Origin of the sequence: Cellulomonas marina (assembly GCF_900111925.1) — a bacterium.
In the GTDB taxonomy this organism is placed as follows: Bacteria; Actinomycetota; Actinomycetes; order Actinomycetales; family Cellulomonadaceae; genus Cellulomonas; species Cellulomonas marina.
In genome coordinates, this window is record NZ_FOKA01000022.1 from 30,496 (window position 1) to 55,320 (window position 24,825).

Genomic DNA, 24,825 nt, shown 5'->3' on the forward strand with positions numbered 1-24,825 from the left:
GTCCTGACCCCCCCCTCTGCCGAAGGGCCCTCATGTCCGTCCCCGCCGCTGACGCCTTCGCCGCCGCCGGCCCCCTGCTGGCCGAGCACGCCGACATCGAGCGCCGGCTGGCGGACCCCGCCGTCCACGCCGACGCCGGCCTGGCGCGCCGCCTCGGCCGCCGGTACGCCGAGCTCGGCCGCGTGGTCGCCGCCCACGTCGCGTGGCGCCAGGCCCGGGACGACGCCGACGCGGCGGCGGAGCTCGCCGACCTCGACGAGGGCTTCGCGGCCGAGCTGCCCGGCCTGCTCGCGGCGGCGGACGCCGCGGCGGAGCGGCTGCGGCGCGTGCTGGTGCCGCGCGACCCCGACGACGGGCGCGACGTCATCCTCGAGATCAAGGCGGGGGAGGGCGGCGAGGAGTCGGCCCTGTTCGCGGGCGACCTGCTGCGCATGTACCAGCGCTACGCCGAGCGTGAGGGCTGGGCCACCCAGGTGCTGGAGGCGACGCAGTCGGACCTCGGCGGGTTCAAGGACGTGCAGCTCGCGGTCAAGGCCCGCGGCGCGGTGGCGCCCGAGGACGGCGTCTGGGCGCACCTGAAGTACGAGGGCGGCGTCCACCGGGTGCAGCGCGTCCCGGTCACGGAGTCGCAGGGCCGGATCCACACCTCGGCGGCGGGCGTGCTCGTCCTGCCCGAGGCGGACGACGAGGCCGAGGTCGCCGTGGACCCGAACGACCTGCGCATCGACGTGTTCCGGTCCTCCGGCCCCGGCGGGCAGTCCGTCAACACGACCGACTCCGCCGTGCGCATCACGCACCTGCCGACGGGCATCGTCGTGTCGATGCAGAACGAGAAGTCCCAGCTGCAGAACCGCGAGCAGGCGCTGCGGGTGCTGCGCGCACGGCTGCTGGCCGCCCGGCAGGAGGAGGCGGCCGCCGCGGCGAGCGCCGCGCGCCGGTCCCAGGTCCGCACGGTGGACCGCTCCGAACGCATCCGCACGTACAACTTCCCGGAGAACCGGATCGCCGACCACCGCACGGGGTACAAGGCGTACAACCTCGACGCCGTGCTCGACGGCGACCTCGGTCCCGTCGTCCGGTCCGCCGTCGAGGCGGACGAGGCGGCGCGACTGGCCGGGCTGGCCGAGGCGTGAGCGGCGACGCTCCCGTGGACGGGCGGGCGGCCGAGAACCTGGCAGGGCCGTCGGCAGGGCCGTCGGCAGGGCCATCGGAAGGGACCCTGTCGGTGCGCGCGGCCGTGCAGGGCGCCGCGCGGCTGCTCGCGGAGGCCGGGGTCCCCTCGCCGCGACCCGACGCCGCCGCGCTGGCGGCGCACGTGCTGGGGGTGGACCACGTCCTGCTCGCGCCCGACGAGGCGCCGCCCGGGTTCGCCGCGCGCTACGCGGGGCTCGTCGAGCGGCGGGCGCGCCGGGAGCCGCTGCAGCACCTCGTCGGCCGGACGGGCTTCCGCCGGGTGGTGCTGCTCGTCGAGCCCGGCGTGTTCGTGCCGCGGCCCGAGACGGAGACGGTCGCGGAGCCCGCGGTGGCCGAGGCGCGGCGCGTGGCCGCGTCCGGGCGGCCGCCGCTCGTCGTCGACCTGTGCTGCGGCGCGGGACCCCTCGCGGTCTCCCTGGCCGTGGAGGTGCCGGGCGCGCGGGTCGTCGCGGTCGACGCCTCGCCCGCCGCCGTCGACCTCACCGCGCGCAACGCCGCCGCGCAGGGCGTCACGGTCGAGGCCCTCGTCGGGGACGTGCGGGAGCGGGCCCTGCTCGCGGAGCTGGACGGCATGGTCGACGTGCTCGTCTCGAACCCGCCCTACATCCCGCCCGACGCGGAGCCGGTCGACCCCGAGGTGCGCGACCACGACCCCGCCCTCGCCCTGTGGGGCGGCGGGATGGACGGCCTCGACGTGCCGCGCGCGGTGCTCGCGGCCGGCGCCCGCCTGCTGGCCCCCGGCGGCCTGCTCGTCGTCGAGCACGCCGAGGTGCAGGACACCGCGCTCCGTGCGGCCGCCGCCGCGGAGGGCTTCATGGACGTCGCGACGTTGCCCGACCTCACGGGCCGGCCCCGCACGCTCGTCGCGCGGCGGCCCCGGGGCGCACGGGCGCGCGTGACAGACTCGGCCCCGTGACCGCGCGCCTCCACGACGTCAGCGACCCGACCACCTGGGGTCCGGCCCTCGACGACGCCGTGCAGACGCTCGCCCGCGGCGAGCTCGTGGTGCTGCCGACGGACACCGTCTACGGCATCGCCGCCGACGCGTTCACGCCGCCCGCGGTGCAGGCCCTGCTCGACGCGAAGGGCCGAGGCCGGCAGATGCCGCCGCCGGTGCTCGTCGGGTCGCTGCCGGTGCTGGACGGCCTGGCCACCGCGGTGCCCGACGGCGCACGCGCCCTCGCCGAGGCGTTCTGGCCGGGCGGGCTCACGCTCATCCTCGCGGCGCAGCCGTCCCTCGCGTGGGACCTGGGGGAGACGCACGGGACCGTCGCGCTGCGGATGCCGGACCACCCCGCGGCGCTCGCGCTGCTGCGGCGCACGGGGCCGCTGGCCGTCTCCAGCGCCAACCGGACCGGGCAGCCCGCGGGGACGACGGCCGCGGAGGCGCGCGAGCAGCTCGGCGACTCCGTGCGGGTCTACCTGGAGGCGGGCGCGGCCCCCGGCGGCGTCGCCTCGACCATCGTCGACGCGACCGGTCCCGTGCTGCGGGTCGTGCGCGAGGGTGCGCTGGGTCTGGAGGCCCTGCGCGCGGTGACGCCGGTCGAGGGGCGGGACGAGGCGGTGCCGTGAGGGTCTACCTCCTCGTCCTGCTCGTCGCGGCGGTCGTGACGTACCTGGCCACGCCCGTCGCGCGCCTGTGCGCGCTGCGGTGGCGCGCCGTCACGGCCCTGCGGGAGCGGGACGTGCACACCGTGCCGACGCCGCGCCTGGGCGGGCTGGCGATGTACGCAGGGATCCTCGCGGCGGTGCTCGTGGCCAGCCGGCTGCCGTTCCTCGAGCGGGTCTACGACGACCCGCGCCCCCTCGTCGGGATCCTCGGCGGCGCGGGGCTCGTGTGCCTGCTGGGCGTCGCCGACGACGTCTGGGACCTGGACTGGATGACGAAGCTGACCGGTCAGGTGCTGGCGGCCGGCTTCCTGGCGTGGCAGGGAGTGCAGCTCTACCAGCTCCCGCTCGGCGGGGTCACGGTCGCCTCCAGCCGGATGTGGCTGGCCCTGACGGTGCTGACGGTGGTCGTCGCGATGAACGCGGTGAACTTCGTCGACGGGCTCGACGGCCTCGCCGCCGGCGTCATCGCCATCGGCGGCACGGCGTACTTCCTGTACACGTACCGGCTCACGCAGGACGCCAGCCCCACCGACTACTCCAGCCTGGCGACCCTCGTCGTCGCGGTGCTCGTCGGGGCGTGCCTGGGGTTCCTGCCGCACAACTTCAGCCCCGCGCGCATCTTCATGGGCGACTCCGGCTCCATGGTGCTCGGCTTCGTCATCGCGGCCGCCGCGGTGGTCGTCACCGGGCAGATCGACCCCGAGGCCGTGACGGACCGGCAGTCCTTCCCGGCGTACGTGCCCATGCTCCTGCCGCTCGCGGTGCTGGTCCTGCCGCTCCTGGACATGGTGCTGGCGGTCGTCCGCCGCGTCGGCGCCGGCCGCTCGCCGTTCCACCCCGACCGCATGCACCTGCACCACCGGCTCCTGGCCCTCGGGCACACGCACCGGCGGGCCGTGCTCATCATGTACATCTGGACGGCCGTCGTGTCGTTCGGCACCGGCTCGCTGGTCGTGCTGCCGACGGCGCCGGCGCTCGCGCTGCTCGGCGTCGGGGTGCTCGTCGCGACGGGGCTGACCCTCGGGCCGCTGCGGCCCCGCGGGGAGGCGCCGCTGCCCGTGGCGACGCTGCGGGGGCTGTCGACCGCGCCGCCGGTGCCCCCTCGTCCCGACGATCGCTCCGACGGACCCTCCGACGAGCGGCCCGACGACAGGCCGGCCGACGGGCCCGACGAGCGGTCCTCCGTCCTCCCGACGCCCCCCGGCGCCGTGCGCGCCCCCACCCCGGAGAAGACCCGATGAGCGCACCCGACCCCCGTCCCGCCCCCCCTGCCGGCAGCACGTCCGGCAGCACGTCAAGCAGCGCGTCCGGTACCGCGCGCGAGGTGGAGGCCGTCTTCCGGCTCGCCCTGCGCGACGTCCTCGTCCTCCTCGGCGTCCTGGCCGTGGTGGGGCTCGCGGTGGGCTGGTTCGCCGCCGGCACCGCCGGGGTGTGGGGGGCGCTCCTCGGGGTGGGCCTGGCCCTCGTGTTCTCCGGCACGACGATCGTGTCGATGCTGCGGACGGCCCACGCGACGCCGCAGGCGATGGCAGGCGTCGTCATGGGGGCCTGGCTGGTGAAGGTCGTCGTCGTCGTGGCGGCGCTGGCGGTGCTGCGCGGCATGGACTTCTACAGCCGGCCGGTGCTCGCGGGCGTGCTCGCGGTGGGTGTCATCGGCTCGGCGCTCCTGGACTACCGCGCGGTGCAGCGGGCCCGGATCCCGTACGTCGGCGCCTGACGCCGGGCGGAGGCGGCCGCCGTCGTCGAGCCGGTCGTCGTGCCCGTCGTCGAGCCGGTCGTCGAGCCCGTCGTCGAGCCCGTCCTCGTACCCGTCACCGGGTCAGTGGTGGGTGCCCGGTAGTTCCCGTTCGTCCCGGTCGGCAAGGTCACACCGCACGGCCGCGGCGGGCGCCCGGCGGGGCCCGGAGGGCGGGTGAGGATGGGTTAGGCTCTCCCCGTCCTCGACGGCCCGGGTGCCGACCGGCGTGGCCTGCGCTGATGCTCGCCCGCCCACCCCAGACCCCAGGAGTGCGACCTGTCCAGCACCGCGACCGCCGCCCTGACGCTCGCCGCCGAGGAGGGTGGGGGCTTCCACGCGCCCACCCTCGCCGACTTCTTCCCCGGCGCGATCGCCTTCGACGGCACGTTCGTCGAGTTCAACCGGATCATGATGGTCCGGGTCATCGCGACCGTCCTCCTGCTCACGATCATGGTCCTGGCGGCGCGGCGCGCGACGCTCGTCCCGGGGCGCGGGCAGAACGTCGTCGAGGTGCTCCTCGACTTCGTCCGGGTCAACGTCGCGGAGGAGATCCTCGGCAAGAAGGAGGCGCGGCGCTACGTGCCGCTCCTGACCGCGGTGTTCTTCGCGATCCTCGCCTTCAACATCACCGGTGTCATCCCCGGCCTGAACATCGCCGGCACGTCGGTGATCGGCCTGCCGATCGTGTTCGCCCTCATCATGTACGTGGTCTACCTGCACGCGGGCATCCAGCGGCAGGGCCTCGGCGGGTTCCTCAAGACGAACCTGTTCCCGGCCGGCGTGCCTGCGCCCATGTACGTGCTGCTGACGCCGATCGAGTTCCTCACGGTCTTCGTCCTGCGGCCGGCGACGCTCGCCATCCGGCTCGTGGCCAACATGATCGCCGGGCACCTCATGCTCGTCCTGTGCTTCGCGGCGACGAACTACTTCATCCTGGAGGCGGCGCCCGCCCTCAAGGCCTTCGGCGCGGTGACCTTCGTCGCCGGTCTGGCGATCACGCTCTTCGAGGTCTTCATCGCGGCGCTGCAGGCCTACATCTTCGTCGTGCTGAGCGCGGTGTACATCAACCTGTCGATCGAGACCGAGCACTGAGCCCAGCACGGGGCCGGGCACGGGGCCCAGCACCGGGCCCAGCACCGAGCCCAGCACGGGGCCTGGTCCCGACGGACCGCACGACCCAGCTCCACACCCTGTACAGCACCCCGCACCACCGGGGGGTCCCGGACCCCCACCACGCACGAGTGCCCGTCCACCCGGTCGGGCACCCAACGGAAGGAACGGACTCACCGTGGCAGACACCAGCATGATCCTCGCGGCGGCCGACGCGGTCTCCGGCAACATCGCCACCGTCGGCTACGGCCTCGCGGTGATCGGCCCGGGTATCGGCCTGGGCATCCTCATCGGCAAGACCATCGAGGGCATGGCCCGCCAGCCCGAGGTCGCCGGTCAGCTCCGCACCACGATGTTCATCGGCATCGGCTTCGTCGAGGTCCTCGGCCTCCTCGGCCTCATCACCGGGTTCCTCTTCCAGTGAGCGCGGCCGCGATCCCCGCGGCCCTCGTGACGGCCGCAGCGGAGACTCACGAGGAGCAGAGCGTCCTCATCCCCGCCGGCTACGACCTCTTCTGGTCGGCGGTCGTCACGCTCGTCATCCTCGTCGTCTTCATCCGCTACGTGATGCCGCGCTTCACCACGGTGCTCGACGAGCGGACCCGCCGCATCGAGGGCGGCCTGGCCCAGGCGGAGACCGCCCAGGCCGAGGCCGACGCGAAGCTCGCCGAGCTCAACCGCCAGCTGGCGGACGCGCGCACGGAGGCCGGCCGCATCCGCGAGGAGGCGCGTGCCGACGGCGCCGCCATCGTCGCGGAGGCCCGGACGAAGGCGCAGGAGGAGGCGGCCCGCGTCGTCGAGACGGCGCACCGCCAGATCGAGGCCGAGCGCCGCCAGGCGGCCGTGTCCCTGCGGCACGACGTCGGCGCCCTGGCCACCCAGCTGGCCGAGAAGATCGTCGGCGAGGCGCTGACGGACGAGGGGCTCCGCTCCCGCGTCGTCGACCGCTTCCTCGACGAGCTGGACGCCACCCAGCCCACCACCGCCGGCGCGGCGGACACGAAGGGGTACTGATGCGCGGCACGAGCCGGGTCTCGTTCGAGGCGGCGGAGCAGGCCTTCGAGCCGGTGCTCGCCGCCGCGGGCGCGGAGGCGACGTCGCTGGGGCAGGAGCTGTTCGCCCTGGTCGACGCGCTCGACGGGTCCGGTTCGCTGCGGCGCACGCTGACGGACCCGGCCCTCGGCGGCGACGCCAAGGCCGGGCTCGTCGGGCGGCTCCTGGGCGGGGCGGACCCGCGGACGGTCGCGGCCGTCCAGGACCTCGTGCGTCGCCGCTGGTCGGCGCAGGAGGACCTGGCCGAGGCGGTCGAGGGGCTGGCGTTCCACGCCGTCCTGGCCTCCGCCCAGGCGCGGGGCGAGCTCGACCGCGTCGAGGACGAGCTGTTCCGGTTCTCGCGCGTGCTCGTCGCCCAGCGGGAGGTGCGGCAGACGCTCGTCGAGCCGCGCATCGCCCCGGAGGCGCGGGCGGGGCTCGTCGAGCAGATCCTCGGTGGGCGCGCGACCCCGGAGACGCTGCAGCTCGCACGCCGGGCCGCCGCGGCCCCGCGCGGCCGCCGCTACGCGGCCACGCTCGGCCGCCTGTCCGACGTGGCCGCGCAGCGCCGCAGCCGTTCGGTCGCCACGGTGACGACGGTGGCGCCGCTGCGGCCGGAGCAGGAGCGGCGGCTGTCGGACCTGCTGCGTCGCGCCTCCGGCCGGGCCGTGCAGCTGCACGTCGTGGTCGACCCCACCGTGATCGGCGGCCTGCGCGTGCAGCTCGGTCCGCAGGTGATGGACGCCACGACGCTGTCGCGCCTGGCCGACGCGCGTCGGCGGCTCGCCGGCTGACGCCCCGCCGCCCCGGCCGCGTGCCGGGGCGGCACCCCCCGAACGAAGCGTTACCCCGCCCCGTGACCCGGGCGCCACGACAGGAGATGAGCAATGGCTGAGCTGACGATCCGGCCGGAGGAGATCCGCGCCGCGCTGGACAGCTTCGTGCAGACCTACGAGCCGGCCGCCGCGGCGTCCGAGGAGGTCGGCCGCGTGGTCCTCGCGGGCGACGGCATCGCGCAGGTCGAGGGCCTCCCCGGCGCGATGGCCAACGAGCTGCTGCGCTTCGAGGACGGCACGCTCGGCCTCGCTCTGAACCTCGACGTCCGCGAGATCGGCGTCGTCGTCCTGGGCGAGTTCACGGGCATCGAGGAGGGCCAGGAGGTCCGCCGGACGGGCGAGGTCCTGTCCGTGGCCGTCGGCGACGGTTACCTCGGCCGCGTGGTCGACCCGCTCGGCAACCCGATCGACGGCCTGGGCGAGATCGTGACCGAGGGCCGCCGTGCCCTGGAGCTGCAGGCCCCCGGCGTCATGGCCCGCAAGTCGGTGCACGAGCCGCTGCAGACCGGCATCAAGGCCATCGACTCGATGATCCCGGTCGGTCGCGGCCAGCGGCAGCTCATCATCGGCGACCGTCAGACCGGCAAGACGGCGATCGCGATCGACACGATCATCAACCAGAAGGCCAACTGGGAGACGGGCGACCCGTCCCAGCAGGTGCGCTGCATCTACGTCGCCGTCGGCCAGAAGGGCTCGACGATCGCGGCCGTGCGCGGCGCCCTCGAGGAGGCCGGCGCGCTGGAGTACACGACCATCGTCGCGGCGCCCGCGTCCGACCCGGCGGGCTTCAAGTACCTCGCTCCCTACACCGGCTCGGCCATCGGCCAGCACTGGATGTACGGCGGCAAGCACGTCCTCATCGTCTTCGACGACCTGTCCAAGCAGGCCGAGGCGTACCGCGCCGTGTCCCTGCTGCTGCGCCGCCCGCCGGGCCGCGAGGCCTACCCCGGCGACGTCTTCTACCTGCACTCCCGCCTGCTGGAGCGCTGCGCGAAGCTGTCCGACGAGCTGGGCGCGGGCTCGATGACGGGCCTGCCGATGATCGAGACGAAGGCCAACGACGTGTCGGCCTACATCCCGACCAACGTCATCTCCATCACCGACGGGCAGATCTTCCTCCAGTCGGACCTCTTCAACGCCGACCAGCGGCCGGCCGTCGACGTGGGCATCTCGGTGTCCCGCGTCGGTGGTGCCGCGCAGGTCAAGGCGATGAAGCAGGTCTCGGGCACGCTGAAGCTCGAGCTCGCGCAGTACCGCTCGCTCGAGGCGTTCGCGATGTTCGCCTCCGACCTCGACGCCGCGTCCCGGGCGCAGCTCACCCGCGGCGCCCGGCTCATGGAGCTGCTCAAGCAGCCCCAGTACTCGCCGTACCCGGTCGAGGAGCAGGTCGCCTCGGTCTGGGCGGGCACGAAGGGCAAGCTCGACGACGTGCCCGTCGCCGACGTCCGCCGCTTCGAGTCCGAGATGCTCGACCACCTGCGTCGCAGCACGGACGTCCTGACGACGATCGCCTCGACCGGCAAGCTGGACGACGCGACGGAGCAGGCGCTCGAGGCCGGCATCGACCAGTTCCGCGCGGGCTTCCTGCGCGGGGACGGCCGGGGCCTGGGCGCGGAGGAGGGCGACGCCGAGGCCACGCCCGAGCAGGAGCAGATCGTCCGGCAGAAGAAGGGCTGACGATGGCCGGCCAGCAGCGCGTCTACAAGGCGCGCATCCGTTCGACGCAGTCGCTGAAGAAGATGTTCCGGGCGCAGGAGCTCATCGCCGCGTCCCGCATCGGGCGCGCCCGCGACCGCGTCAGCCGGGCCGTGCCGTACTCGCGGGCGATCACGCGGGCGGTGTCCGCCGTGGCCACGCACACGGACGTCCGGCACCGCTACCTCGTCGAGCGCACGGACACCCGCCGGGTGGCCGTGCTGCTCGTCGCCTCGGACCGCGGCATGGCCGGCGCCTACTCGGCGTCGGTCATCCGCGAGACGGAGCGCCTCGTCGAGAAGCTGCAGGCGGAGGGCAAGGAGGTCGAGCTGTACGTCGCCGGGCGGCGTGCGGTCTCGTACTACACCTTCCGCCGCCGGCAGCTGGCCGGTGTCTGGACCGGGCAGTCGGACGCGCCCCAGGTGGAGACGGCCGACGAGATCGCCGCCACGCTGCTCGACGCGTTCAAGCGCCCGGGGGCCGAGGGCGTCGGGGAGCTGCACATCGTCTTCACGCAGTTCGTCAACATGGTGACGCAGCGCCCGCGGGTCATCCGGATGCTCCCGCTGGAGATCGTCGACGGGGTCGAGGGGACGTCCGCCCACACGGCCTTCCCGCTCTACGAGTTCGAGCCCGACCCCGCCACGGTGCTCGACGACCTGCTCCCGCGCTACGTGCGCAGCCGGATCTACGCGTGCCTCCTGCAGGCCGCCGCGTCCGAGCTGGCCGCGCGGCAGCGGGCCATGCACACCGCCACGGACAACGCCGAGGACCTCATCCGCACCTACACGCGGCTGGCCAACCAGGCGCGCCAGGGCGAGATCACCCAGGAGATCAGCGAGATCGTGTCGGGCGCCGACGCGCTCGCCTCCTGACGCCGCGCACCAGACGCCGAGCACCAGAAGCACTGCACCATCCAGCCGGAGCGCCGCTCCGGACGAGCGAAGCGAGGCCTTCAGATGACCGCCACCATCGAGGAGACGCCGAGCACGGCCGGCACGCCGGCCGTCGGGCGCGTCGCCCGCGTGATCGGCCCCGTCGTGGACATCGAGTTCCCGGCGGACCAGATCCCCGAGATCTACAACGCGCTCACGGTCGACATCGACCTGTCGGGCCAGGGCGAGGGCGAGGGGCAGGGTCCCCAGCGCATGACGCTCGAGGTCGCGCAGCACCTGGGCGACTCGCTCATCCGCGCGATCGCGCTCAAGCCGACCGACGGCCTCGTCCGCGGCGCCGTGGTCACCGACACGGGCGCGCCCATCTCGGTGCCCGTCGGCGACATCACCAAGGGCCACGTGTTCAACGTGACCGGCGAGGTGCTCAACCTCCAGCCGGGTGAGCGATTCGAGGTCACCGAGCGCTGGCCGATCCACCGCCGCCCGCCGGCGTTCGACCAGCTCGAGTCGAAGACCACGATGTTCGAGACCGGCATCAAGGTCATCGACCTGCTCACGCCCTACGTCCAGGGCGGGAAGATCGGCCTGTTCGGCGGCGCCGGCGTCGGCAAGACCGTCCTCATCCAGGAGATGATCCAGCGCGTCGCACAGAACCACGGCGGTGTGTCGGTGTTCGCCGGCGTGGGGGAGCGGACCCGTGAGGGCAACGACCTCATCGTCGAGATGGACGAGGCCGGCGTCTTCGACAAGACGGCCCTCGTGTTCGGCCAGATGGACGAGCCGCCGGGCACGCGTCTGCGCGTCGCCCTGTCCGCGCTCACGATGGCGGAGTACTTCCGCGACGTGCAGAAGCAGGACGTGCTGCTGTTCATCGACAACATCTTCCGGTTCACGCAGGCCGGCTCCGAGGTGTCGACGCTGCTCGGCCGCATGCCGTCCGCGGTGGGCTACCAGCCGAACCTCGCCGACGAGATGGGCCTCCTCCAGGAGCGCATCACCTCCACGCGCGGCCACTCGATCACCTCGCTGCAGGCGATCTACGTGCCGGCCGACGACTACACCGACCCGGCGCCCGCGACGACGTTCGCGCACCTGGACGCCACCACGGAGCTCTCCCGCGAGATCGCCTCCCGTGGTCTGTACCCCGCCGTCGACCCGCTGGCCTCCACCAGCCGGATCCTCGACCCGCGGTACGTCGGCCAGGCGCACTACGACACGGCCACGCGCGTGAAGTCCATCCTCCAGCGCAACAAGGAGCTCCAGGACATCATCGCGATCCTCGGCGTCGACGAGCTGTCGGAGGAGGACAAGACGGTCGTCGCGCGCGCCCGCCGCATCCAGCAGTTCCTCTCGCAGAACACCTACATGGCGACGAAGTTCACCGGTGTCGAGGGCTCGACCGTCCCGCTGGCGGAGACCGTCGAGGCCTTCAGCCGGATCGCCGACGGCGAGTTCGACCACATCGCCGAGCAGGCCTTCTTCAACATCGGTGGCCTCGAGGACCTCGAGCGCAACTGGGCCCGCATCCAGAAGGAGTACGGGGTCTGACGTCCCGCACGGGGACGGCCGTCGTCGCGACGGACCGGCCCCGTGCGACGTCCCGCCCCCACCGCCGTCCGGCGCCGCCGGTCGACGGCCCGCACGCATCAGGAGGTCAGGTGGCAGAGCTCGAGGTCGACATCGTCGCGGCGGACGGCAAGGTGTGGTCCGGCTCGGCGCGCCAGGTGTCGGCGCCCGCGGCGGACGGCGAGATCGGGATCCTCGCGGGGCACACGCCGGTCCTCTCGGTGCTGCGCCCCGGCGAGGTGCGCGTCATCCCCGGCGGCGGCGGGTCGCCGCAGCGCTGGACGGTCGAGGGCGGGTTCCTGTCCGTCGACTCGGACCAGGTCACGGTCGTCGTGGACGCGGCGCGCCCGGTCGCACCGGCCGGGCGCTGAGGTCGTCACGGGCGTGAGCGGCTGGGACGTGGTGCTGACGGCGCTCGTCGTCGTGGTCGTGCTCGTCCTGCCCGCCCTCGCCTGGTGGCGCAGCGGCGTCCGTGCGCGCCGCACCGGCGCGTTCTCGTGCGCGCTCGGGCGGTCGGCGGACGGTCCCTGGCGCGCCGGGACGGCGACCTACGGCGCCAGCCGCCTCACGTGGACGCCGGGGCCGCTGACGCGTGCCCGTGGGCGCGTGGAGCTGGCGCGCCGCAGGCTCGCCGTCACCGACCGGGTGCCGGTGCACGCGCACGGGGTGCAGCTCCTCGTCGTGACGTGCCGCGCGGCGGACCGGACGGTGCACCTGCGCATGTCCCCGGAGGCCTACGCCGGGCTCACGTCCTGGCTCGAGGCCACCCCCACCGGAGTCGACGCGTACGTCTGACACGCCGCGCGCCGACCTGCTCGTCGGTGTCGCCGCCGGCCGACGTCCGCTCATCGACGTCCTTGCTCATCGACGTCCTTGCTCATCGACGTCCTTGCTCATCGACGTCCTTGCTCATCGACGTCCCTGCTCGTCGACGTCCCTGCTCCCCGAGGTCCCTGCCGTGCGACTCGTCGTCGCGGAGTGCGCCGCCCGGTACACGGGCCGCCTCTCCGCCCAGCTCCCGCGTGCGCCGCGGCTGCTCGTCGTCAAGGCCGACGGCAGCGTGCTGCTGCACTCCGACGGCGGCTCCTACAAGCCCTTGAACTGGATGAGCCCGCCGTGCGCGCTCGTCGTGGGCGAGCCGGACGCGGCGCAGGCGGCGGCCGGCGTCACCGAGGTGTGGACGGTGCAGCACGCCAAGTCCGACGACCGGCTCGAGATCGAGCTCTACGCGGTGCAGCACGACTCCGCCCACGAGCTCGGGGTGGACCCCGGGCTCGTCAAGGACGGCGTGGAGGCGCACCTGCAGCGGCTGCTGGCCGAGCAGGTCGCGCTGCTCGGTCCCGGCCACGTCCTCGTCCGCCGGGAGTACCCCACGGCGATCGGTCCCGTCGACCTGCTCGTCAAGGACCCCGCGGGCGGGACGGTCGCGGTCGAGATCAAGCGCCGCGGCGACATCGACGGCGTCGAGCAGCTCACCCGCTACCTCGAGCTCCTCAACCGCGACCCGCTGCTGGCCCCCGTGCGGGGCGTGCTCGCCGCCCAGGAGATCAGGCTCCAGGCGCGGGTGCTGGCCGTCGACCGCGGCATCCGGCCGCTCGTGCTCGACTACGAGGCCATGAAGGGCGTCGACGACGTGGACGCCCGGCTCTTCTAGGCGCCGACGCGGTCGTCGGCGGCGGCCCTGGTGACGGTGACCGGCGGGGCGGCCAGGCTCTCGTCGCCGAGCAGCGCCGGCGTCACCAGCCGCGTCTCCGGCACGGCGTCGCCGCCCAGGCGGGCCATGACCATCTCGACCGCCGTGCGGCCGATGCGCATGCCGGGCACCTCGATCGTCGAGACCGGCACCGGGAGCGCCGCCGCGATGTCGACGGGGGACACCGCGACGAGCGAGACGTCCTCGGGGACGCGCAGGCCGCGCCGCTCGAGCCCGGCCAGCACCCCCCCGAGGGCAGCCTCGTTGTGCACGACGAGCCCGGTGGTGCCCGGCTGCTGCGCCAGGACCTTGTCGACGGCGTCCACGCCACCGGCGAAACCGGGCGCCGCGGGGACGAGGAGCGCGTCGACGCCCTCCGCCCCGGCCTGCGCGCGGACGCCGTCGCGCATCCGCAGCGCGTAGTTCGCGTGCTGGGCGATCTCCTCCTGCGAGGCGCCGACGAGCGCGATCCGCCGGTGGCCGCGCCGCGCCAGCTCGCGGACGGCCAGCCGGCCGGCGGCCCCGAAGTCGAGGTCGACGCACGCGAGGCCCGTCGTGTCGTCGGGCACGCCGATGAGCACGCAGGGGACGGTGAGCGCCCGCAGCGCGGGCAGCCGCGGGTCGTCGGAGCCGATGTCCATCACCACGATCGCGTCGGCGGTCGAGCTGCCCGCGACCCGGGCCATGCCGGTCGGGTCGTCCTGCGTGAGGAGCAGGACGTCGTGGTCGTGCTCGCGGGCGGCGGTCACCACGCCGCCGACGAACTGCATGATGATCTGCACGTTGATGCCGGGCCGGAACGGCACGACGAGGGCGATGACGTCGCTGCGGCTGGACGCCAGGGCCCGGGCGCCGGCGTGCGCGTGGTAGTCGAGCTCGCGCACGGCGCGCTCCACGCGGGCGCGGGTGGCCGCCGAGATCGGCCGCTTGCCCGAGAGGGCGTAGGACACCGTGGAGACCGACACCCCCGCCGCGCGTGCCACGTCGTCGATCGTCGCCACGCCAGCCTCCGTCCGGACTGGCGCGCCTGCGCGCGCCTGCGGTCACTCTAGGGCGTCGAGGCGTTGCTCGAAACGCTTCGACCTGCAGAGGGCGACGTTCTGGTCCTGGTACTTGCGGGAGCGCTCCCACGTCACCTAGCGTGACGACCCGACACCGCTGTCCCACCCACCGGAGGACCTCATGCCGACCACCCGCCCGTCGGGCCGCACGTTCCCGACCGACTTCCTCTGGGGATCGGCCACCGCGTCGTACCAGATCGAGGGCGCCGCGGCCAAGGGGGGCCGCACGGCCTCCATCTGGGACACCTTCTCCCGCACGCCCGGCAAGGTCCTCGACGGGGACACCGGCGACGTCGCGTCGGACCACTACCACCACGTGGCCGAGGACGTCGCGCTCATGCAGGCGATCGGCCTGCAGGCCTACCGGCTGTCCATCGCGTGGCCGCGCGTGCAGCCGGGCGGCTCCGGCGAGTTCAACGAGGAGGGCATCGCCTTCTACCGGGACCTGCTCGACCGGCTGCGCGCCGCGGGCATCGCCCCGGTCGTGACGCTCTACCACTGGGACCTGCCGCAGGAGCTCGAGGACGCGGGCGGCTGGACCAACCGCGAGACCGCGGTCGCCTTCGGCGAGTACGCCCGCCGCATGGCGCTCGAGCTGGGCGACCGCGTCTCGCTCTGGACGACGCTCAACGAGCCGTGGTGCTCCGCGTACCTCGGCTACGCCTCCGGCGTGCACGCCCCCGGGGTCACCGACGGCGCCGCCGCGCTGGCCGCCGTGCACCACCTCAACCTCGCGCACGGCCTGGCGGCGCGGGCGATCCGTGAGGTCCTCGGCGAGGACGCGCCCGTCTCGGTGACGCTCAACCTGCACGTCACACGTGCGGCGAGCGACGACCCCGCCGACGTGGACGCCAAGGCGCAGATCGACACCATCGCCAACGAGGTCTTCCTCGGCCCGATGCTCGAGGGCGCCTACCCGGAGCGCGTCTTCACGGACACCGCCGCGGTCAGCGACTGGTCCTTCGTCCAGGACGGCGACCTCGAGACCATCCGCGTGCCGCTGACGCAGCTCGGCGTCAACTACTACTCCACCGGCCGCGTGCGGGCCGGTGTGCCGGCCGTCGGCGACGGCGGGCCCGGCCCGGACGGGCACAAGTCCTCCGGCCACAGCCCCTGGGTCGGCGCCACGGAGGTGGAGTTCCTGCCCCAGCCCGGCCCGCACACCGCGATGGGCTGGAACATCGAGCCGCAGGGCCTCGTCGACCTGCTCCTCGAGCTGCGGGACCGCTACCCGGCGCTGCCGCTGGTCATCACGGAGAACGGCGCGGCCTTCGAGGACGTGGTCGAGGACGGCCGCGTCCACGACCCGGAGCGCATCGCCTACGTCCACGACCACGTCGACGCCGTCGGCGAGGCCATGGCGGCGGGTGCCGACGTGCGCGGGTACTTCGTCTGGTCGCTCATGGACAACTTCGAGTGGGCCTACGGCTACTCCAAGCGCTTCGGCATCGTGCACATCGACTACACCACGGGCACGCGCACCCCGAAGGACTCGGCGGCGTGGTACGCCGAGCTCATCCGGACGCGGACGGTGCCGGCGCCCGACGCGCTGGCCGAGCTCGTCGTGCCGGGTGCGGCGGAGACGGTCACCGTCGCCTGACGCGCACGGCGCGGGTCGGCCAGGTCGACCAGCAGGTCGACCAGCAGGGCCGGCGGGGACGTCCACGGACGTCGCCGCCGGCCCTCGTGCGTCACCGGACCGTCCGGCCACGACGACCGGTCCAGGGAACGGCCGCCGTGCGTGCCGCCGGCCGCGGGACGGGGGAGACTGGCGCCGTGCCCTCCTCCCGCCGCAGCCGCAAGCGCCCGTGGACGGAGCCGGTCCCGGAGCTCGACGTCCTGCGGGCCACCGGGGGCCGGACGGTCGAGGACGCCGGCGACGGCTCGTGGGTGGTCCAGCGCGTGCGCGGCTCGGACCGGTCCTACCGGTGCCCGGGGTGCGACCAGCTCGTCCCGCCCGGGACGCCGCACGTCGTCGCCTGGAGCGCCGAGGGCCTCTTCGGCGCGGACCGGGCCGTCGAGGACCGGCGCCACTGGCACAGCGCGTGCTGGTCCGCCCGCGGCCGACGCGGGCCGTCCCGTCGTCGCTAGGCTCGACGACCGTGAGCAGCGACGACCCGGTGACGCCGGTCCTCCACGTCCTCGCCGGTCCGGCCCCGGCGACGTCCGCCGGGCCCGGCGACCCCGACGGGGGCCCGGCCCTCCTCCTGCTGCACGCGTTCCCGCTCGACCACCGGATGTGGACCGACGTCGCCCCTCGCGTGCACGGCGCCGGGCGGGTGCTGGCCGTCGACCTCCCGGAGGCGGGCACCGAGGCCGCGGCCGCCCCGGCCGGGCCGCCGTCGCTCGAGGCCGCGGCCGACGGCATCGCGGCGGCGGTGCGCGCCGCCGGCGTGGACCGGGTGGTGGTCGCGGGGCTGTCGATGGGCGGCTACGTCGCACTGGCGCTCCTCGAGCGGCACGCCGACCTCGTCGCCGGGCTGGCGCTCGTGGACACCAAGGCGGCGGCCGACACCGGGGCGGCCCGGGCGAAACGGCTGCGGGTCGCGGAGGAGGCCGAGCGGACCGGGGGCACCGAGCACGTCCTCGCGGGGGTCGACGACCTGCTGGCGGAGGGGACCCGGCAGGCGCGGCCGGCCGTCGTCGAGCAGGTGCGGGCGTGGGCACGCGACCAGTCGCCGCGGTCGATCGCCTGGGCCCAGCGGGCGATGGCGGCCCGGCCGGACCGCACGGCCGTCCTGGCGGCGTGGCCGGGTCCGGTCCTCGTGGCGGTGGGCGACGAGGACGCCGTGACCCCGCCCGCCGGCGCCGGGGAGCTGGCCGCGGCGGCCCGGGACGCGGTGCTCGTCGTCGTCGAGGGGGCGGGACACCTGTCCGCCGTGGAGCGCCCCGACACGGTCGCGGACGCGCTGTCGGACCTGCTCGCGCGCTGCCGCTGACCGCGCGCGCCCCGACCCTGCTGCCGGGCCCTGCTGCCGGGCCCTGCTGCCGGGCCTGCTGCCGGGCCCTGCTGCCCGGCCCCGCCGGGGTCAGCCCTCCCGCAGGGCGCGCTCGAGCGCGTCGGCCAGGTCGATGGAGTCGCCGTCACGGCCGCCGGCGCCGATGACGAGCGGCGGGTCCGTCGGCACCGGGTCGACGCCCCGCAGCAGCGCGCCCAGGCCGGCCGGCGCGGTGAGGACGTAGAACCGGCCCTCGGTGTCGATGCCGACCGTGCCGTCGCGTCGCAGCGTCCAGCCCGACAGCGGGGTGCGGTAGGTGCGGCGGCCGTCGTAGGACCGCACGCGCAACGGGCTCGGGGCCGGGCCCTCGTCGCGGACGCGGACGAGGAACGCGTCGATGAGCACCTGAGCCTGCGCGCTCTCCGCGCGGCGCCGTGCCGCGAGCGCCTCGTCGTGGACGCGCGCGGCCTCGCTGCGACGATCGGCCCACGAGGTCAGGTCGCGGCCGTCCCCGCCCTCCTCGTGCGGCCCGCCGTCGGCCGGGGACGACGTGCTCACGCCGGCAACCCCGCTCAGCGCGCGCCCGCGGCCTGCTCGGCGCGGGTGCCGTCCTCGTCGTGCCCGTCGCCGTACCCGTTCCCGTACCCGTTCCCGTACCCGTCCGCCTGCCCGTCACCCGCGCGCTGGAACTCCTCCTCCAGCCGGCGGGCGCGGTCGAGGGCGGCGCGGTCCGGCTGCGAGCCGAGCATGCCCCGCAGCTCGTCGAGGTAGCCCGTGATCGACTCCCGCTGCCGGTTGAGGTCGTCCACCTGGCGCTGGGCGGTGCTGCGCTCGCGCTCGGCCTGGGCGGTCGCGTCGGCCACCTGCTTCTCCGCGTGCTCGCGGGCCTCGGCGACCACGCGGTCGGCGGTGCGGCGCGCGGAGGTGAGCAGCTCCTTCGCCTGGCGCTCGGCGTCCGCACGGACGCGGTCGGCCTGCTCCAGGGCCCGCGTGACCCGCACCTCGGCGTCCGCAGCGTGGGTCTCGGCGTCGGCGACGAGCCGCTCGACCTCGGCCCGCGCCGCCGCGTGGCGCTCGGCGTCGGCGCGCTCGGCCGCCTCGCGCCGGGCCGCGACCTCGAGGTCGGCGTCCTCGCGGGCCGTCGCGGCCGCCCGCAGGAGGTCGTCGGCCTCCGCCTTCGCGCGGGCGAGGGCGTCGGCGGCGGCGCGCTGCGCGTCGGTGACCATCCGGTCGACCTCGAGCCTCGTGCGCTCGCGCAGGTCGGACAGCTCCCGCTCTGCCGAGGCGCGCAGGTCGGCCACCTCGAGCCGGGCGGCGTCCCGCAGGCCGCCCACCTCCTGGTCGGCCACCGCCCGCAGGTGCGCGATCTCGGCGAGGACGCGCTCGCGCTGCTCGGACGTCTCCCGGTCGGCGCGCGCCCGCAGCTCGGCGTCGTACTGCTCGGCCTCGGCCCGCTGAGCGGCGATGGCCTGCGCCGCCTCGGTCGCCGCGCCGGCGATCTCGTCGGCGGTCGCGGCCCGCAGCTCACCCGTCTCGCGGTCGGCGGTGGCGCGGACGTACGCCGCGTACTGGTCGGCCTCGGCCCGCAGCGCGGCGACCTCCGCCGCGACGCGCTGCCGTTGGGCCGCCGCGTCCCGCTCGGCGGCCGCGCGGGTGGCGTCCGCCCACGCCTGCACCTCGCCGCGCAGGGACGCGACCTCGTCGCCGAGGGCCTGCCGCGTCTGCGCCACCTCGGCCGCCGCCTCGGACCGGAGGAGCGCGACCTCCCGCTCCGCGTCCGCCCGGAGCGCGGCCACGGCGGCCTCGGTCTCGCCGCGCAGGGCGGAGGTCTCGGCGTCGACGCGCTGCCGCAGGTCCACGGCGTAGCGCTCGGCGGAGGCGCGGACGGCGGCCGCCTCGTGCTCCGAGCCCTGCCGCAGCCCCGCCGCCGCCCGCTCCGTCGCCACGCGCAGCTGCGTCGTCTCGTTCTCCACCGTCGCGCGCAGCGTGGCCAGCTCCCGCTCGAGCGTCGTGCGGCGCTCGGCCTCCTCCGTCGTCACGGCGGCGGTGATCCGCGCGGCCTCGCGCTCGGCGGAGGCGACGAGCTCCTCGGCACGTCGCTGCGCCGACTCGAACGTGCTCGCCGACTCCGACCCCGCCGTGGTGCGCAGCTCCTCGGCCTCGCGACGCGCGGTCGCGAGCAGCTCGGCCACCTCGTGCTCGGCCCGGGCCCGGATCTGCTCGGCCGCCGTGCGTGCCCGCGCCAGCGTCTCCGCCGCCTGCCCGTTGGCCTGGGCGACGACGTCGCTCGACTGCTCCTCGGCGAGCCGCATGAGCTGCTCGATCCGTGAGCCCAGGCCGGAGTAGGTGGGCCGCTCGGCCTCCTGGGCCTGCCGCTGCGCCTCCGACAGCTCGCCCGCCACCTGCAGCACGCGCGCGTCGAGCTGCTCGACCTGGGCACGGGCGTCGTCGAGCTGCTGCTCGAGCTGCCGCACGCGGGCGTCCACCGACTCCCGGTCGTAGCCGCGGAAGCTCACGGTGGGGAAGGACGAGCGGGGGTCGGACACGGGCGATCCTCCAGCGGGGCGACGGGGGCGGCGGCCCGTGCGACGGTCGGTTCGGTCGGCCGCGCGGCCGACCGGGTCGGACCGCCGGCGTCGGACCACCGGCGGGTCGGCACGGGTCGGCGCGGGCACGGCCGGGCCCCGGCCGGGTCCGGCGCCAGGATACGCGCCGTCCCGGCATCGGACCCGGCCCTCGCCCGGTCCTGCGCGGCCCGCGTCCACACCCGGTTCGCCGCCCGGACCGGGCGATTGGCCGTCGTCGGGGCCCGCGGGGGAGGATGACGCGTGCTCACCCGCCTCATCCATGCCGCCGTCGGCGTCGTGGGCGTGGTCCTCGTGCTGCTGGGCGTGGCCTCCGCCACGCTGTGGCGCGCCGACGACGTCCTGCGCGCGACGGCCACCGCCCGGACCCCGCTGGTGGTCACGGACCTCGGCGTCCTCGAGCTCGGCGGCGACCCGGTGACGGTCCGGGTCACGGCGCCCGGCGGGGCCCCGGTGGTGCTCGCGGTCGGGCGGGACACGGACGTCGCCGGCTGGGTGGGGACGGACGCGGTCACCCGCGTGACCGGGCTGTCGGACTGGGACACGCTGGCGACGACGACGACCTCGACCGCGACGCCCACGCCCACCGCCGAGGGCTCGGCGTCCCCGGCGCCGTCGGAGTCCGCCGAGGCGCCCGCCGAGGGGGAGGCCGCCGCCGTTGCCGACCCGGCCGGCTCCGACCTCTGGGTCGTCCAGGCCACGGGCGAGGGCTCGGCCGAGCTCGTCTGGCCCGCGCAGGAGGGTCGCTGGACGCTGCTGGCCGCCGCCCCGGGCGGTGAGCGGCCGACGATCAGCCTGGCGTGGCCGCGCGTGGTGACGACGCCGTGGCTGTGGCCGCTCGTCGTCTCGGGGGCGGTCCTCGTCCTGCTCTCGGCCGTCCTGCTGGCGCGCGGGGTTGCCCGTGCGCGGCGCCGTGAGGAGCCGTTGCCCGTCACCACCGGGTCGCTGCCCGTCGTCACCGACCCGGACGGCGTGCCGCTCACGCCGACCCGGCGCCGCCTGCGCGAGGCCGAGGAGGCCGCCCGCCGCGAGGCCGGGACGCGACGCCCGCGCACGGGCGAGGTCCCCATCGCCTCCGCCGGCGCGGTCGCGACCGCCGCCGCCGCGGCCGCGTCACTCCCCGACGAGGCGGGCCCCGACGAGGTGACGCGCTCCACGGTGGCACCGGGCGGTCCCGTGGCCGAGGGCGCGCAGCGCGACGAGGAGGTCGCCCTGCCGGAGCTGGCCCCCGACGAGGTCGCCCTGCCGGAGCTGGCCGCCGACGAGGTCGCCGCCGACGAGGTCGCCCCCGACGAGGTCGCCGCCGACGAGGCGCCGGGCGGGGTGACGCCCGCCGAGCAGGCCCCTGCGAATGGGGCCGACGAGGGGACCACCGAGGAGGTGCCTGCCGAGGAGGGACCGGCCGACGAGCGGGCGGCCGACCAGGCGCTGCTGGAGGAGCGCGGCGTCGACGAGCGGCCCGCCGGCGGGGCGACGACCGACGGTCCGGCCATCGAGGCCGCTGGAGAGGAGCCGACCGAGCCGGCTGCTCCTGGCGACGCGCTCGTCGCCGGGGCCGGGCCGGCGGACGCAGGCTCGTCGCCGGGCGGGGCGACCGCTGCCCCCGTCGCCGCAGCCGCTGCCCGACCCTGGTGGCGTCGCCTGCTCGGCGCCCCTGCCGCGGCCGTAGGCGCCACCGACGACGGCGGGGCGGGCTCGTCGGGCACGCCGGCAGCGGGGCCGGAGGACCACGGGCCGGGCTCGAGCGCTGACGGCCCCGGCCCCGACGAGGAGCACGACCCGACCCTGCTGCCGGTGCCGGCCTGGCCCGCGACGGGGTCGTCGGCCCCGAGCACGCGAGGGGACGCGTGGCGCCGGACGTGGGGTCTGGCGGACGGCTCGACGTCCACCCGCACGGCAGGACCCGCAGCCGACGACCAGGGCGACGAGGACGCGGACGCCGCACGCACCGGCACGTCCGCCGAGGACGTCGCGGTCGCGGGCGACGGGCACGACGACGCCCCGTCGGACGATGCCACGTCCGACGCCGAGCCCGACGACGCCCAGCCCGACGACGCACAGCCCGACGACGCCCCGTCCGCCGACGACGAGAGGGACGACCGATGAGCCGCCTCCCCGCCCGTTCCCGGCGCCGTGGCGCGCGTGCCGCGGCGGTGCTGCTGCCCGGCCTGCTCGTCGTCGCCGGGTGCGCGACGCCGCTGCCGGAGCCCGTGCCGGCCCCCGCGCCGGCGGTGGCACCCGCGACGCTCGCCCAGACCCAGCTCGACCGCGTCCTGGGCGACCTCGGAGCCGTGCTCGCCGACGCCGACGCCACCTCCGACGCGGCACGGCTGGCGCCGCGCGTGGAGGGTCCGGCGCTGCGGACGCGCACGGCGGAGTACGTCCGCGCGACGGCCACCTCGGGCCAGCGGGGCCCGACCCCGCTGCCCGTGACCCCGGCGTCGGTGCTCGTGCCCGCGACGACGCAGTGGCCGCGGTCGACCCTCGTCGTGACGGAGCAGCCCGCCGATCTGCAGGCGCCCCGCATCCTCGTCCTGCGGCAGGACGACGCCAGGTCCCCGTACCGGCTCTGGGGGTGGGCCCGCCTGCTCCCCGGCGTGCAGCTGCCGGCCACGGCCGGCGCGGGCACGGGCGTGCCGGTGCTGGACGCGGGCTCGGAGGCCCTGCGCCTGGCGCCCGAGGCGGTCCTCGACCAGTACGCCGACGTCCTCACCAACGGTGACGCCTCCGCCGCCGCGCCGACGTTCGCGTCGGACGCCTTCCGCGAGGGCCTCGTCGCGGCGCGCACGCAGGCCGCCGCCAACGTCCAGGCCGTGGGCAGCGTGACAGAGACGTCGGCGGCCGTGCCCGACAGCGTCGTCGCTCTCGGCACCCTGGACGGCGGCGCGCTGGTGGTCGGGCAGCTCACCACGACCACCACCTTCACGGTCTCGCAGGGCAGCCTCACGCTGGACGCGACGGACGCCGCCCTCAGCGGGAAGACCAGCGTGTCCCGCACGCTCGTCTACACCTATGACGACGTGCTGGCCTTCTACGTGCCGCCCGCCGGCTCCACCGACCAGGTGCGGCTCCTCGCCGCAGAGCACGCGCGCGTGGGTGTGACGGGGGAGTGAGCGACGAGTGACCAGCAGCGACGGGCGGTGACGCGGCGTGGGCCGCTCAGCCGACCGTGACGGCGCGGCGCCCCCGGCGCCTGGCCGCCGCAGGACCAGGACCGCCGCCCCGGGCAGGGGCACCAGCGAGGGGACACGATGACCCAGCAGACACCCGGACCGCGACCGCGCCTCGACGTGCGGGGGGCGGTCGACCTCTCGAGCCTCGCGCGGCCGGCCACGCCGCCGCCCGGCAGCCCGGGCGGCGTACCGGTCGCCGGGACGTACGTCGTCGACGTCGACACCGCGTCGTTCCCGGCCCTCGTGCAGGGCTCGACGCAGCACCCCGTGGTGGTCCTGCTGTGGGCGTCGTGGAGCGAGGTGTCCACGGCGCTCGCGGCCGAGCTGTCGTCCCTGGCCGACGAGGACGCCGGCGCCTGGCTGCTCGCGCGCGTCGACGCGGAGGCCAACCCGCAGGTGGCCGCCGCGTTCCAGGCGCAGTCCGTGCCGACCGTCGTGGCCGTCCTGGCGGGCCAGCCGCTGCCGCTGTTCCAGGGCGGGCTGCCGCGCGACCAGGTGCGCTCGGTGCTGGACCAGGTCCTCGCGGCCGCGCAGGCCAACGGCATCACCGGGCGCGTCGCGCCGCAGGCCGCCCCCGAGGAGGCCGCGCCGGAGCCGGCGGAGCCCCCGTTGCCCCCGCTGCACCAGGCCGCCTACGACGCCATCGACGAGGGCGACTACGCCCGTGCGGCCGCCTCCTACGAGCAGGCGCTCAAGGAGAACCCGCGCGACGACCTCGCCCGCGCCGGCCTCGCCCAGGTCGGCCTGCTGCTGCGCACGCAGGACGTCGACCTCCGCACGGCCCGCACCGCGGCCGCCGACGCCCCGGCGGACGTCGCCGCCGCCCTGGTGGTGGCGGACCTCGACGTCCTCGGCGGCCAGGTGGCGGACGCGTTCGACCGGCTGCTCGACCTCGTCCGGACGACGCGCGGCGACGACCGCGAGACCTTGCGGAAGCGGCTGCTCGACCTCTTCGAGGTCGTGGGCGGCGACGACCCGCGGGTCCAGGACGCGCGGCGCCGGCTGGCAGCCGCCCTTTACTGACGCCGGCCGTCCCGACGGTCCCGGCCCGGTGGCGGACGGTGACGCGGGTCACCGGGCAGGGAGTTGCTCGGCGGCCCTGCGACGTCCTACTGTTCTCGACGGCCGCCCGGCAGGGAGGAACGGTCACCGCGAGAGCGGTGACGGTCACCGCGGGCCGGCTCACCCCCACCACAACCCGGCGGACGTGTCCGCCGACGTCGGTGTGCGGTGATCCCGACCGCCTGGTCACCACGACATCCGCCAGAACAGCGGGTTGACGGAGGCCCAGCAGGACGGATAAGTTAGAGCGGTTGCCCCGGAGCGGGTCTGGAGACGGACCAGCAGGTGTGCGTCTGTTCCTTGAGAACTCAACAGTGTGTCAAGTAGTCGATGCCAAATCGCCTGCCTGTGCTGGTGCTGGTCCCTGTTGTGGGGGTTGGTGCCCGTGGGGGTGGGTTGTTGTTTGGTTGATCTGGACAGGCCAGATGGCTTGTTCTGTCAGCTGGAGTTTTTCTCTGTGTTTGTCGACTGCCAGGCTGCTGCGCTCTCGGGTGTGGTGGTGTGGTTGTTGTCTATCATTGACGGAGAGTTTGATTCTGGCTCAGGACGAACGCTGGCGGCGTGCTTAACACATGCAAGTCGAACGGTGATCTCCAGCTTGCTGGGGTGATCAGTGGCGAACGGGTGAGTAACA

24 protein-coding genes and 1 rRNA gene are annotated in these 24,825 nt (G+C 75.5%); 22 read left to right on the forward strand and 3 right to left on the reverse strand.

Translation table 11 applies throughout. The features are described from left to right. The first annotated feature begins 32 nt into the window (after window positions 1-32). From prfA to nucS, 15 genes are all read left to right on the forward strand, one after another. Window positions 33-1,133: a peptide chain release factor 1 gene (prfA, locus tag BM048_RS16975; protein WP_090035037.1), complete on the forward strand. Its 1,101-nt coding sequence runs from the start codon at window positions 33-35 to the stop codon at window positions 1,131-1,133. 92 nt (window positions 1,134-1,225) lie between these two features. Then, entirely contained in the window at window positions 1,226-2,110 is an 885-nt protein-coding gene (prmC, locus tag BM048_RS16980) for a peptide chain release factor N(5)-glutamine methyltransferase (RefSeq protein ID WP_239078995.1), read from the forward strand. After that, window positions 2,107-2,766 (forward strand): L-threonylcarbamoyladenylate synthase, encoded by a 660-nt coding sequence (locus tag BM048_RS16985; RefSeq protein ID WP_090035040.1) that lies wholly within the window; start codon window positions 2,107-2,109, stop codon window positions 2,764-2,766. The genes prmC and BM048_RS16985 overlap by 4 nt, the downstream gene beginning before the upstream one ends. Further along, window positions 2,763-4,046 carry an MraY family glycosyltransferase gene (locus BM048_RS16990; RefSeq protein ID WP_090035042.1) on the forward strand — a complete coding sequence of 428 codons (1,284 nt, stop codon included), beginning with the start codon at window positions 2,763-2,765 and terminating at the stop codon, window positions 4,044-4,046. The genes BM048_RS16985 and BM048_RS16990 overlap by 4 nt, the downstream gene beginning before the upstream one ends. Next, window positions 4,043-4,522 (forward strand): Cg1360 family ATP-synthase-associated protein, encoded by a 480-nt coding sequence (locus tag BM048_RS16995; RefSeq protein WP_239078994.1) that lies wholly within the window; start codon window positions 4,043-4,045, stop codon window positions 4,520-4,522. The genes BM048_RS16990 and BM048_RS16995 overlap by 4 nt, the downstream gene beginning before the upstream one ends. A 321-nt stretch (window positions 4,523-4,843) precedes the next feature. Continuing rightward, window positions 4,844-5,635: a F0F1 ATP synthase subunit A gene (atpB, locus tag BM048_RS17000; RefSeq protein ID WP_090035048.1), complete on the forward strand. Its 792-nt coding sequence runs from the start codon at window positions 4,844-4,846 to the stop codon at window positions 5,633-5,635. Between the two features lie 211 nt (window positions 5,636-5,846). After that, on the forward strand, window positions 5,847-6,077 hold the full coding sequence (atpE, locus tag BM048_RS17005) for an ATP synthase F0 subunit C (RefSeq protein WP_090035051.1): 231 nt from the start codon (window positions 5,847-5,849) through the stop codon (window positions 6,075-6,077). Next, window positions 6,074-6,667 (forward strand): F0F1 ATP synthase subunit B, encoded by a 594-nt coding sequence (locus tag BM048_RS17010; protein WP_090035054.1) that lies wholly within the window; start codon window positions 6,074-6,076, stop codon window positions 6,665-6,667. Before atpE ends, BM048_RS17010 begins: the two co-directional genes overlap by 4 nt. Then, on the forward strand, window positions 6,667-7,479 hold the full coding sequence (locus BM048_RS17015) for a F0F1 ATP synthase subunit delta (protein WP_090035057.1): 813 nt from the start codon (window positions 6,667-6,669) through the stop codon (window positions 7,477-7,479). Before BM048_RS17010 ends, BM048_RS17015 begins: the two co-directional genes overlap by 1 nt. A gap of 93 nt (window positions 7,480-7,572) precedes the next feature. Beyond that, on the forward strand, window positions 7,573-9,198 hold the full coding sequence (gene atpA, locus BM048_RS17020) for a F0F1 ATP synthase subunit alpha (RefSeq protein WP_090035059.1): 1,626 nt from the start codon (window positions 7,573-7,575) through the stop codon (window positions 9,196-9,198). A gap of 2 nt (window positions 9,199-9,200) precedes the next feature. Then, window positions 9,201-10,091 (forward strand): F0F1 ATP synthase subunit gamma, encoded by an 891-nt coding sequence (locus BM048_RS17025; protein WP_090035062.1) that lies wholly within the window; start codon window positions 9,201-9,203, stop codon window positions 10,089-10,091. An 84-nt stretch (window positions 10,092-10,175) separates the two neighbouring features. Further along, window positions 10,176-11,660 carry a F0F1 ATP synthase subunit beta gene (atpD, locus tag BM048_RS17030; RefSeq protein WP_090035065.1) on the forward strand — a complete coding sequence of 495 codons (1,485 nt, stop codon included), beginning with the start codon at window positions 10,176-10,178 and terminating at the stop codon, window positions 11,658-11,660. Between the two features lie 110 nt (window positions 11,661-11,770). Next, a complete protein-coding gene (locus BM048_RS17035; RefSeq protein WP_090035076.1) occupies window positions 11,771-12,049 on the forward strand; it encodes a F0F1 ATP synthase subunit epsilon in 279 nt (92 codons plus the stop codon). A 13-nt stretch (window positions 12,050-12,062) separates the two neighbouring features. Beyond that, complete coding sequence (locus tag BM048_RS17040) at window positions 12,063-12,473, forward strand: DUF2550 family protein (protein ID WP_090035077.1); 411 nt, start codon at window positions 12,063-12,065, stop codon at window positions 12,471-12,473. A gap of 163 nt (window positions 12,474-12,636) precedes the next feature. After that, window positions 12,637-13,332 carry an endonuclease NucS gene (gene nucS, locus BM048_RS17045; protein ID WP_090035080.1) on the forward strand — a complete coding sequence of 232 codons (696 nt, stop codon included), beginning with the start codon at window positions 12,637-12,639 and terminating at the stop codon, window positions 13,330-13,332. On the opposite strand, the gene BM048_RS17050 is transcribed toward nucS, so the two are convergent. Beyond that, complete coding sequence (locus tag BM048_RS17050) at window positions 13,329-14,372, reverse strand: LacI family DNA-binding transcriptional regulator (protein WP_090035082.1); 1,044 nt, start codon at window positions 14,370-14,372, stop codon at window positions 13,329-13,331. The genes nucS and BM048_RS17050 overlap by 4 nt on opposite strands. A gap of 181 nt (window positions 14,373-14,553) precedes the next feature. Between BM048_RS17050 and BM048_RS17055 the strand changes: the two genes are divergently transcribed. From BM048_RS17055 to BM048_RS17065, 3 genes are all read left to right on the forward strand, one after another. Next, a complete protein-coding gene (locus tag BM048_RS17055) occupies window positions 14,554-16,032 on the forward strand; it encodes a glycoside hydrolase family 1 protein (protein WP_090035085.1) in 1,479 nt (492 codons plus the stop codon). A 176-nt stretch (window positions 16,033-16,208) separates the two neighbouring features. Further along, entirely contained in the window at window positions 16,209-16,523 is a 315-nt protein-coding gene (locus BM048_RS17060) for a hypothetical protein (protein ID WP_090035115.1), read from the forward strand. A gap of 11 nt (window positions 16,524-16,534) precedes the next feature. After that, window positions 16,535-17,371, forward strand: a complete 837-nt coding sequence (locus tag BM048_RS17065; RefSeq protein WP_239078993.1) for an alpha/beta fold hydrolase — start codon at window positions 16,535-16,537, stop codon at window positions 17,369-17,371. 90 nt (window positions 17,372-17,461) lie between these two features. Here the strand turns inward: BM048_RS17065 and BM048_RS17070 are convergent, their stop codons facing one another. Next, window positions 17,462-17,929, reverse strand: coding sequence for a hypothetical protein (locus tag BM048_RS17070; RefSeq protein ID WP_239078992.1), 468 nt, complete (start codon window positions 17,927-17,929; stop codon window positions 17,462-17,464). Between the two features lie 14 nt (window positions 17,930-17,943). Further along, on the reverse strand, window positions 17,944-19,917 hold the full coding sequence (locus BM048_RS17075) for a coiled-coil domain-containing protein (RefSeq protein WP_090035088.1): 1,974 nt from the start codon (window positions 19,915-19,917) through the stop codon (window positions 17,944-17,946). Between the two features lie 282 nt (window positions 19,918-20,199). Here BM048_RS17075 and BM048_RS17080 point away from each other — a divergent pair, with 282 nt between their 5' ends. The 4 genes from BM048_RS17080 to BM048_RS17095 all read left to right on the forward strand — a co-directional run. Then, window positions 20,200-22,062 (forward strand): hypothetical protein, encoded by a 1,863-nt coding sequence (locus tag BM048_RS17080; RefSeq protein ID WP_090035090.1) that lies wholly within the window; start codon window positions 20,200-20,202, stop codon window positions 22,060-22,062. Continuing rightward, a complete protein-coding gene (locus tag BM048_RS17085; RefSeq protein ID WP_090035093.1) occupies window positions 22,059-23,069 on the forward strand; it encodes a DUF8094 domain-containing protein in 1,011 nt (336 codons plus the stop codon). Before BM048_RS17080 ends, BM048_RS17085 begins: the two co-directional genes overlap by 4 nt. Window positions 23,070-23,207: 138 nt before the next feature. After that, window positions 23,208-24,152, forward strand: a complete 945-nt coding sequence (locus BM048_RS17090; protein ID WP_090035095.1) for a tetratricopeptide repeat protein — start codon at window positions 23,208-23,210, stop codon at window positions 24,150-24,152. A gap of 557 nt (window positions 24,153-24,709) precedes the next feature. Then, window positions 24,710-24,825, forward strand: a 16S ribosomal RNA gene (locus tag BM048_RS17095); the annotation flags it as partial.